General features: G+C 72.2%; 8 protein-coding genes and 3 pseudogenes. 6 read left to right on the top strand and 5 right to left on the bottom strand.

Annotation, left to right across the window (positions count from 1 at the left end; all coding sequences use genetic code 11):
- Positions 1-58: 58 nt before the first annotated feature.
- Both purB and mug read left to right on the top strand, forming a co-directional pair.
- Positions 59-1,501 carry an adenylosuccinate lyase gene (purB, locus tag NLX86_RS19380; RefSeq protein WP_254372983.1) on the top strand — a complete coding sequence of 481 codons (1,443 nt, stop codon included), beginning with the start codon at positions 59-61 and terminating at the stop codon, positions 1,499-1,501.
- Positions 1,498-2,085, top strand: a complete 588-nt coding sequence (mug, locus tag NLX86_RS19385; protein ID WP_254372997.1) for a G/U mismatch-specific DNA glycosylase — start codon at positions 1,498-1,500, stop codon at positions 2,083-2,085. The genes purB and mug overlap by 4 nt, the downstream gene beginning before the upstream one ends.
- 13 nt (positions 2,086-2,098) lie before the next feature.
- On the opposite strand, the gene NLX86_RS19390 is transcribed toward mug, so the two are convergent.
- Complete coding sequence (locus NLX86_RS19390; protein WP_254372984.1) at positions 2,099-2,536, bottom strand: hypothetical protein; 438 nt, start codon at positions 2,534-2,536, stop codon at positions 2,099-2,101.
- A gap of 118 nt (positions 2,537-2,654) precedes the next feature.
- Between NLX86_RS19390 and NLX86_RS19395 the strand changes: the two are divergent.
- Together NLX86_RS19395 and NLX86_RS19400 are read left to right on the top strand one after the other, a co-directional pair.
- A pseudogene (locus NLX86_RS19395) lies at positions 2,655-3,431 on the top strand (sensor histidine kinase); the annotation flags it as partial.
- Positions 3,422-4,072 carry a response regulator transcription factor gene (locus tag NLX86_RS19400; protein WP_254372986.1) on the top strand — a complete coding sequence of 217 codons (651 nt, stop codon included), beginning with the start codon at positions 3,422-3,424 and terminating at the stop codon, positions 4,070-4,072. The pseudogene NLX86_RS19395 and the gene NLX86_RS19400, both read left to right, overlap by 10 nt.
- 45 nt (positions 4,073-4,117) lie before the next feature.
- On the opposite strand, the gene NLX86_RS19405 is transcribed toward NLX86_RS19400, so the two are convergent.
- Positions 4,118-4,318, bottom strand: a complete 201-nt coding sequence (locus NLX86_RS19405; protein ID WP_254372987.1) for a DUF5988 family protein — start codon at positions 4,316-4,318, stop codon at positions 4,118-4,120.
- A 116-nt stretch (positions 4,319-4,434) separates the two neighbouring features.
- Here NLX86_RS19405 and NLX86_RS19410 point away from each other — a divergent pair, with 116 nt between their 5' ends.
- Positions 4,435-5,592: an ROK family transcriptional regulator gene (locus NLX86_RS19410; RefSeq protein ID WP_254372988.1), complete on the top strand. Its 1,158-nt coding sequence runs from the start codon at positions 4,435-4,437 to the stop codon at positions 5,590-5,592.
- Positions 5,593-6,226: 634 nt separating this feature from the next.
- Here the strand turns inward: NLX86_RS19410 and NLX86_RS19415 are convergent.
- Together NLX86_RS19415 and sigJ are read right to left on the bottom strand one after the other, a co-directional pair.
- Entirely contained in the window at positions 6,227-6,991 is a 765-nt protein-coding gene (locus NLX86_RS19415) for a GntR family transcriptional regulator (RefSeq protein WP_254372989.1), read from the bottom strand.
- 254 nt (positions 6,992-7,245) lie between these two features.
- Positions 7,246-8,132: pseudogene (gene sigJ / locus NLX86_RS19420) on the bottom strand (RNA polymerase sigma factor SigJ).
- 163 nt (positions 8,133-8,295) lie between these two features.
- Here sigJ and NLX86_RS19425 point away from each other — a divergent pair.
- Positions 8,296-9,159, top strand: a complete 864-nt coding sequence (locus NLX86_RS19425) for an alpha/beta fold hydrolase (RefSeq protein ID WP_254372990.1) — start codon at positions 8,296-8,298, stop codon at positions 9,157-9,159.
- Positions 9,160-9,228: 69 nt separating this feature from the next.
- Here the strand turns inward: NLX86_RS19425 and NLX86_RS19430 are convergent.
- A pseudogene (locus NLX86_RS19430) lies at positions 9,229-9,624 on the bottom strand (EamA family transporter); the annotation flags it as partial.
- Between the last annotated feature and the right edge of the window lie 89 nt (positions 9,625-9,713).

A 9,713-nucleotide genomic window follows, 5' to 3' on the forward strand; every position in this document is an offset into this window, starting at 1 on the left:
AAGCCACAAACCGTACCGGGGCGTTGGCCTGCGTAAACCGCCAGTAGAATCCGTACACGTGACTGCTGCTCCTGCGAAGCCTCGCATCCCCAATGTCCTTGCCGGCCGCTACGCCTCCGCGGAGCTCGCCGTCCTGTGGTCCCCCGAGTACAAGGTGACGCTGGAGCGGCGGCTGTGGCTCGCCGTGCTGCGCGCCCAGAAGGACCTCGGTATCGAGGTGCCGGACGCCGCCCTCGCCGACTACGAGCGGGTGCTCGACCAGGTCGACCTGGCCTCGATCGCCGAGCGCGAGAAGGTCACCCGCCACGATGTGAAGGCCCGGATCGAGGAGTTCAACGCCCTCGCCGGCCACGAGCACGTCCACAAGGGCATGACCTCCCGGGACCTCACCGAGAACGTCGAGCAGCTGCAGATCCGGCTCTCGCTGGAGCTCGCCCGGGACCGCACGGTCGCCGTACTGGCCCGGCTGGGCAAGCTGGCCGGCGAGCACGCGGAACTGGTGATGGCCGGACGGTCGCACAATGTCGCTGCGCAGGCCACCACCCTCGGCAAGCGCTTCGCGACTGCGGCCGACGAGCTGCTGGTGGCCTACGGGCGGCTCGAGGACCTGCTCGGCCGCTACCCCCTGCGCGGCATCAAGGGACCGGTCGGCACCGCACAGGACATGCTCGACCTGCTGGGCGGCGACGCGGCGAAGCTCGCGGAGCTGGAGCAGCGCATCGCCGGGCACCTCGGCTTCTCTCACGCCTTCACCTCCGTCGGCCAGGTCTACCCGCGCTCCCTCGACTACGACGTCGTCACCGCGCTGGTGCAGCTGGCCGCCGCCCCGTCGTCGATCGCCAAGACGATCCGTCTGATGGCCGGGCACGAGCTGGTCACCGAGGGGTTCAAGCCCGGCCAGGTCGGCTCCTCCGCGATGCCGCACAAGATGAACACCCGCTCCTGCGAGCGCGTCAACGGCCTGATGGTGATCCTGCGCGGCTACGCCTCGATGACCGGCGAACTGGCCGGCGACCAGTGGAACGAGGGCGATGTCTCCTGTTCGGTGGTCCGCCGGGTGGCGCTGCCCGACGCGTTCTTCGCGTTCGACGGGCTGCTGGAGACGTTCCTGACGGTGCTGGACGAGTTCGGGGCCTTCCCGGCGGTCGTGGCGCGGGAACTGGACCGCTACCTGCCGTTCCTGGCCACCACCAAGGTGCTGATGGGTGCGGTGCGGGCCGGGGTCGGCCGCGAGGTCGCGCACGAGGCAATCAAGGAGCACGCGGTCGCCTCGGCGCTGGCGATGCGTGAGCAGGGCGCCGAGCGCAATGAGCTGCTGGACAAGCTGGCGACCGACGGGCGGATTCCGCTCGACCGTGCGCAGCTGGACGAGCTGATGGCAGACAAGCTGTCGTTCACGGGCGCGGCCGGCGACCAGGTGACGGCCGTGGTCTCGAGGGTCGAGGAGATCGCCAAGCAGCACCCGGAGGCTGCCGGATACACGCCGGGGTCGATCCTCTGACCCCCGACGATCTCCAGGCCGCCCGCGGTCACGTCGTCCCCGATGTGGTCGCGGGCGGTCTGCGTGTGCTCTTCTGTGGCATCAATCCGGGGCTGATGTCGGCTGCGACGGGGCACCATTTCGCCCGGCCCGGCAACCGCTTCTGGCCGGTGCTGCATCTGTCCGGCTTCACGCCACGGCAGTTGAGACCGGATGAGCAGGACGAACTGCTCACCCACCGGCTCGGCATCACCAATGTGGTGGCACGGGCGACCGCACGGGCCGACGAGCTCACCGCCGAGGAGTTCCGCGAGGGCGGCCGGATTCTGACAGCGAAGGTGCAGCTGCTGCGTCCGGCGTGGCTCGCGGTGGTGGGGGTCACCGCGTACCGCACGGCATTCGGCGACCGAAGGGCCGTGATCGGGCCGCAGGACCGGAGGATCGGTGGGACGCGCATCTGGGCGCTGCCCAATCCCAGCGGGCTCAACGCCCACTGGACACCCGCGACGATGGCCGAGGAATACGGCCGCCTGCGCGCCGCCGCGGAGGCCCGCGGCCGCCTGGCGCGTGATCCGCGGAGCGAGGGCGGCGGGAGCCCCGCATGATCGGCAGGCATCCCTAGGGCGGGTCGATCTCGGTGACGGCTGCGATCAGTTGGAACGGGAGCTCCCCGCCCCACTGGGCCACCCCCAGCGCCAGCCATCGCTCCTCGAACCGCCACAGGTGGAGATGGACCGCGCTGCCGCTCAGCTGGTTCCATGGCTCTGGTATCTCCTCGCCCTCCATGCCCCGGACCAGCAGGCTCCAGAGGCTGAACACCTGAGGTTCGCCCCACTGCACGGACAGCGCCTGCGCGAGGGCGGCGCACTCCGCCGCGTACTGGTCCTCGGCCTCGGCGCGCCGCGTTCCGTCGTCCTCCCAGAACTCCTCGCTCGTACTCAGCTCGGCGAGGTGGTAACCGGGCCCGCTGGAGCCGACGTCGGATCTGCCGCGCGCCGAGGGGAACTCCCGAGTGCGCAGCTGGTCGATCGTGGCCAGGTGCTGTGCCGTGGTCATGCCGCCAGTAAACCCGCTGACTCTGACAATTGGCTGCCCGTCAGGCGTCCCTGCGCTTCATCGAGAACCACCCAAAGGGGGACCTGACAGCAACTTCCTGCTGAGGAGCACGGAAGCACACTGGGGGTACGCGCTGCTTGCCCCGCTGCCGGTCGTGGCGATGCTCGCCTCCATCGTGGGCCTCGGCGAGCTGGCCACGCTGGTCGCGCGCCGGCTGCTCGGTCCGACCCCGGCCGAGCGCCTGACCGCTCTGGAGGAGCGCACCGAGCAACTCCTCGAACGCACCCGCATCGCGCGCGAACTGCACGACTCGATCGGGCACGCTCTCACCGTCGCCGTGGTACAGGCGGGCGCCGCCCGGGCCGCAGGAAACCCGGAGTTCACCGACCGGGCGCTGGTGGCCATCGAGGAGACCGGGCGGGCGGCGCTGGAGGACCTGGAGCGCGTACTGCTCGTCCTGCGGGAATCGGCACAACCGGCGTCGCAGCGCCCGACCCTCGTGGAGACGGACAGACTGCTGGAGTCCGCCCGCGCTTCCGGCGCCAAGGTGGACGCCGAGGTGTCCGGCCCACTCGAGCAGGTGCCTGGGCCGGTCTCCCGGGAGGGATACCGCATCCTTCAGGAGGCACTCACGAATGTGCTGCGGCACTCCGGGCCCGTACCCGTCCGGGTACGGATAGACGTAGCCGTCGGGCGCCTCGACCTTGAGGTGACCAATCCACTGGCCGGGCCCACGATGCAGCCGGGCGGCGGATCCGGTCTGCGCGGCATACGGGAACGTGCGGCCCTGCTCGGCGGAGAGGCGGAAACGGGACCGTACGAGGGCGAGTGGCGGGTACGGGCCCGACTGCCGCTGGACACTCAAGACACGCCTGGGGTGATCGGATGCCGGTAACCGTGCTCCTCGTTGACGACGAGCCGCTGGTGCGCGCGGGGCTGCGCGCCGTACTCGAATCGCAGCCCGACATCGAAGTCGTGGGCGAGGCGGCCGACGGTGCCTCGGTGGTCCCGCTGGTGCGTCAGCTGCGGCCCGATGTGGTGGCGATGGACGTACGGATGCCGCTGCTCGACGGTATCGAGGCCACGCGCGCCGTGCTGCGCACGGTCGACGACCCCCCGAAGATCCTGGTGGTGACGACATTCGAGAACGACGAGTACGTCTACGAGGCCCTGCGCGCCGGCGCGGACGGCTTTCTGCTCAAGCGGTCCAGGCCGGCCGAGATCGTGCACGCCGTGCGCCTGGTGGCGGAGGGCGAGTCGCTGCTCTTCCCCGCCGCCGTGCGCTCGCTGGCCGCCGAGTACGGCAATAACGCCGCCCGCGAGGCGATGGACCGGGCCGCGCTCACCGAGCGCGAGGCGGCTGTGCTGCGGCTGATGGCCCGCGGCCTGTCGAACGCGGAGATTGCCGCCCACCTGATCGTCGGCACCGAGACGGTCAAGTCCCATGTCAGCGCGGTGCTGGCCAAGTTGGGAGCGCGAGACCGCACCCAAGCGGTCATCGCCGCCTACGAATCCGGCTTTGTCGCTCCGGCCTGACTGGAGGGCCGGGTGAGCCGGATGAAGGCCGGATGAAGAGAGGTGTCACTCGGCGATCTCTGTCCGTTCCCACCACTCGTAGACGGACAACCGTCCCTCCGGGCTCTCCTGATGCCGCGACGTGGCCTTGAAGTGTTCGTACCCACCGCGGTGCTTGATCTTCAGATCTTGTCCGGGAGTGGTGATCGGGACGATCCGCTCGTGCAGATCTTCCGGGCCGCCCTCAAGGACTGCCTTGGTCGCCATGGCCCCAGTCTGACAACCCAGCGGATCGCTCGCACGTCGGCGTACTCGCCACTCGCCGCACTCCGGACCAGCGAGTACGATCCGGCAGACACGCGCACGAGCTGGGAGGACACACGTTGGGGCAGCTGACCGGCGGGGACCCCTCTCTGCTTCGGCGGATCAATTCCGCAGTGGTACTGCACGCGCTGCGCAGCGCCGACTCCCCCACCCTCACCGACCTGACGCGCGTCACCGGCCTGTCCCGGCCGACAGTCGAGGGCGTGGTGGAGGGGCTCATCGGCGCCGGTCTCGTGGTCGAGGCCCCCGCCGAGGAGGGGGAGGCACGACGGCAGGGCCGACCTGCGCGGAGGTTCCGATTCCGGGCCGAGGCGGGCCATCTGCTGGGCATCGAGATCGGACCCCACCGAATCGCCGCGCTCCTCTCCGGCCTCGACGGCCGCGTCATCGGCGCCGGGACGCGGGAGGTCTCCGAGACCGCCTCCTCGGACGAGCGGCTGGAGCGTACGCGCACCGTGGTCGCCGATCTGCTGCGGCGCGCGGGCGTGCCGCGCGGTTCGCTGCGCGCCGTGGGTGTCGGGAGCCCCGGAATCGTGGAGGCGGACGGGACCGTACGGCTGTGCACCGCGTTGCCCGGCTGGACGGGTCTGCCGCTCGGCGAGCGGCTGCGCCGGTCGTTCCGCTGCCCCGTCCTGGTGGAGAACGACGCCAACACGGCGGCCGTGGCGGAACACTGGAAGGGCTCGGCCACGGACTCCGACGACATCGTGTTTGTCATGGCGGGCCTGAGCCCGGGTGCCGGCTCGCTCATCGGCGGCCGGCTGCACCGCGGCTATGGTGGGGCGGCGGGCGAGATCGGCGCCCTGCACCTCCTCGGGCGGGGGGTGACCCCGGAGAGGCTGCTGTCCACGACGGACGAGCCGCTGCACCCCCTGGACGAACAGGCCGTCGCCGACGTCTTCGCGCACGCCAGGAACGGCGACGAGCGGGCGGTCGCGGCAGTGGACCGGTTCATCCAGCGGCTGGTGCACGATGTCGCGGCGCTGGTGCTCGCGCTCGACCCCGAGCTGGTCGTCGTCGGCGGCTGGGCCGCCGGGCTCGACGGCGTACTCGAACCGCTGCGCGGCGAACTGGCCCGCTACTGCCTGCGCCCGCCCAGGGTGGCGTTGTCCCTGCTGGGCGAGGCGGCGGTGGCGACGGGTGCGCTGCGGCTGGCGCTCGACCATGTCGAGGAGCAGCTCTTCGCGGTGGAGGGAACGGTGACGGCCCGCCGCTGAGCACAACGGGCCGTACGGACCGCGCCGCGCGCCCGCGGGACCGCGGGCCTCGCGAGGGCGCACCCTGCGCGACACGAGCCGCCCGGAGGCGCGGGCCTGCCAGGGGTCGGGCCTGCCAGGGGTCGGGGCCTTCCGGGGCGCGCCTCGGGCTGAGCGCTGGCCTCGCGGGGCGCGGGCCTCCCGGGAGTGCAGGCCTTACGCAGCGCGGGCCCAGCAGGAGCGCGGGCCCAGTGGGGGCGCGAGCCCAGTGGGGCGTTGGCCCAGCAGGGGCATAGGCCTTGCACGGCGCGGGCCTAGCGGGGCGCGGGGCCTTGCACGGCTCAGGACCAGCGGGCGCCGGCCTCCCGGGACGCGAGCCTTCGGGGGGCGCGGGTCCGGTGCCCGGGCTTTGCACGGCGGCGCCGGCCTGACCGGCGGGCCGGGCGCGCGGGCCTTGCACGGCTCAGGACCAGCGGGCGCCGGCCTCCCGGGACGCGAGCCATCGGGGGCGCGGGTCCGGTGCCCGGGCTTTGCACGGCGTCGGCCATACGCACCGCGGTCCAGCAGGGCGCGGGCGCAGCGTCGGGCGTGCGCAGCGCGGGACGGGTCCACCGCGGCGCCGGCCCGGCCGGGCGCGGGTCTGCCGGGGGCTGGGTCAGGAGGCTTGGCGTTGGTGGTTGTCGTGGGTGATTTCCAGGTCGCCCGAGTCGCCGAAGGTGAGGCGGCAGGTGTCGGCGCGGTACGTGGCTACCGAGACCGCGGCGGTGCCGTCCTCGGTGAAGTACCGGGTGGTCACCACCAGGACCGGCGCGCCGGGGAGCCGGTCGAGTTCCCGGGCGTCGTCCGCCCGGGCCGAGCCGAGCTCGACCGCCCGGTCCTGGCCCTCCGGGCCGAGGCGCTGCAGCTCGCGCAGGACCGCCCTGGCGCGGGCCGGGCCGGCCGGGGCGTCGATGGCGAGGAGGTCCGGCACGGAAGCGGAGGGTACGTACAGCAGCTCGGCTGCCACCGGCTGCCCATGCGTGACCCGGGTGCGGCGCACCGTGTGCACCGTTTCGTCCGGCTCCGTGTCCAGCAGACGGGCCACCGCCGCAGCGGGAACCGCCTCCGTGCAGTCGACGGGCTGCCAGGCGTCACCGGCCGCGCCCGGCCAGTCGTGCCGGCCCGAACCGACGGCCACACCCATGCGGGGTGGGGCGACTGTGGTGCCGACTCCGCGCCGGCGCTGCAGGCGGCCCTCCAGCTCCAGCTGCTCCAGAGCCTGCCGGAGCGTGGCGCGGGCGACGCCGAAGCGGGCGGCGAGGTCACGCTCGTTCGGCAGCACCTCGCCGACGGCGAAGTCCGAGTCGAGTGCCTCGCTGAGCACGGTTTTGAGATGCCAGTACTTCGGCTCCGGCACCGTTTCCAGCTGCGTGGTCCCCACCCTGATCCTCCGCAATCGCCGTGTCCCGGCGGCTTTTCCGCGCCCTTGTTTATTAAAGGTTCCTGCACTATCCCTGCGACGATAGGACGGCTCACCCCCTTGGTCAAGACCAATCCTCGTACCGTTTGGCGGCGACGCGGGGCAATGCGCTGCGGCGTTCACACGACGTTCGTGCAGGCCATACGGAAGAGCCCCGCGTCGCACCGGGAACGGACGCGGGGCCGGGACGCGGGGCCGGGGAACGCGGGGTCTTCCTACTGCGGCGCCAGGCCCGTGAGCTTGTCGGGGTTGCGGACCACGTAGATGCACTGGATCCGGCCGTCGGCGACCTCCAGCTGGAACACGGTGTCGGGCCGGTCGCCGTACAGCACGAGCAGGGCGGGGCCGCCGTTGAGCTCGAGGAATCGGAACTCCATGCCGGCCACCGGGGCCTGTTCGCGGCGCCCAGGAGGAAGCGGCCCACCTTGTCGGCCGTCTCGACGACGCGCAGCGGCGCCTTGGCCTTGCCGCCGCTGTCGCCGACGAGGCGTACGTCCGGCGCCAGGAGCGACATCAAGGACTCGAGGTCGCCGCCACTCGCGGCGGCGAGGAAGCGCTCGGTGAAGGCGCGGCGCTCGGCGGGGTCCACGTCGAAGCGCGGCTTGCGCTCCTCGACGTGCCGGCGCGCCCGGCCGGCCAGCTGGCGAACCGCCGCTTCGCTGCGGTCGAGAGCGGCTCCGATCTCGGCGAACGGGAATCCGAACGCCTCCCGCAGGACGAACACGGCGCGCTCCAGAGGCGAGAGCGATTCCAGCACGACCAGTACGGCGAGCGACACGGACTCGGCGAGCACGGCCTGTTCGGCGGTGTCCGGCACGGTGGGTCCGAAGTCGGTGACCAGGGGCTCCGGCAGCCAGGGGCCCACATACGCCTCACGGCGCGACTGCGCCTGGCGCAGCCGGTCGATGGCGAGGCGGGTGGTGATGCGCACCAGATAGGCACGCGGCTGCTGTACGTCGCCCCGGTCCGCGGCGGACCAGCGCAGCCAGGCGTCCTGTACGACGTCCTCGGCGTCGGCCACTCGGCCGAGCATGCGGTAGGCGACGCCGGTCAGTACCGGCCGGTGCTCCTCGAAGAGGTCAGTCACGGTGTCAGTTGCCACCTCCCCATCCCAGCCGAGGAACCCGGCCCTGTCCAGGCGGAATCGGTACGTCGGCCATCGGCCGGGTCCGCCCCCTTGAACTCGAAGCTACTCAGCGGTAATTGTTTGCTGACAGGGTGTCTACTCGCAGACCACCCTTATCTCTTCCACGAGGAGCAGCAGCATGACCGCCAAGGTCTCCTTCACGATCGAGTCCCCCCGAGGGAACCGCACGGTGTCCGTCGCCTACGAGCGCCGAGGCGCCGGCGAGCCCCTCCTGCTGCTGCACGGCATCGGCCACCACCGCCAGGCATGGGACCCGGTACTGGACATCCTCGCCACCGAGCGCGAGGTGGTGGCCGTGGACCTGCCCGGGTTCGGCGAGTCGCCCGCGCTGCCGGACGGGGTCGCGTACGGCCTGTCGACCGTTGTACCCACGCTCGGCGCGCTCTGCGCGGCGCTGGAAATCGACCGCCCGCACGTCGCGGGGAACTCGCTGGGCGGGCTGCTCGCGCTGGAACTGGGTCGCAAGAAGCTCGTCCGCTCGGTGACCGCCCTGTCCCCGGCCGGCTTCTGGTCGGAGGCCGAGCGCCGGTACGCCTTCGCCACGCTGCTGGCCATGCGCGCCGGGGCCCGGCTGCTGCCGCTGCCGGCGATCGAACGGCTGTCCCGTACCTCAGCCGGCCGCGCCGCGCTGACCAGCACCATCTACGCCCGGCCGGGACGCCGTTCACCTGAGGCCGTCGTCGCCGAGACTCTCGCGCTGCGCGACGCCACCGGCTTCGACGCCACGCTCGCCGCCGGCCGCGCAGTGCGCTTCGCGGACGACGTCACCGGCATTCCGGTGACCGTCGCCTGGGGCACCCGCGACCGGCTGCTGCTGCGCCGCCAGGGCGTCCGCGCCAAGTACACGCTCCCCGGCGCACGGCTGGTTCGGCTGCCCGGCTGCGGCCATGTCCCGATGAACGACGACCCGGCTCTGGTCGCCCGGGTCATCCTGGACACCAGCCGCGCGCAGGGCCGACCGTCCGCCGAAACGGCGGCCTGAGCGAGGGCCCGAGCGGCGGCCCGAGCGCCTGCCCGAGCCCGGCAGCACTCCGGAACCGAGCGTGACACCCGCCCCTACCAGCGCGCTGCCTGCCGCTTGGGCGAGACCGAACGAGCCCGTACCGACCAGGGGTGCGGTGAACGCGGCCGAAACCGGGAACGGCCCGGAGAACAGGGTGGCGCGCTCGGCGCCGATCCGCTGGACGCCGCCGTACCAGCAGACGAAACCGATCACCGTGACGACGACCGCCTGCCACAGCAGGGCGACAGCCTCTGCCTGCTGCGGCATCCGCAGCATCGCCCCGCCGTCCAGCACCAGGCCGATGGCCACCGACTCGACTGCCGCGACCCCGCACGCGGCCGCGGAGAGCAGTTTCGGTCCCAGCGGCCTCAGTGCCGGAACCGCGAGCACCGCGAAGCCGACCTCGCCCACGAGTGCGCCGACGGACCAGCCGATGCCCGCCAGTTCGGTACGGCCCCACCGTTCCTAATCAGTGATCAGGAGTGGGTCTTGGACCCACGTCCCGGCACTGCGCGCATCCCGAACGGTTTTGG

It is taken from the genome of Streptomyces sp. A3M-1-3, from assembly GCF_024213665.1.
GTDB lineage: Bacteria > Actinomycetota > Actinomycetes > Streptomycetales > Streptomycetaceae > Streptomyces.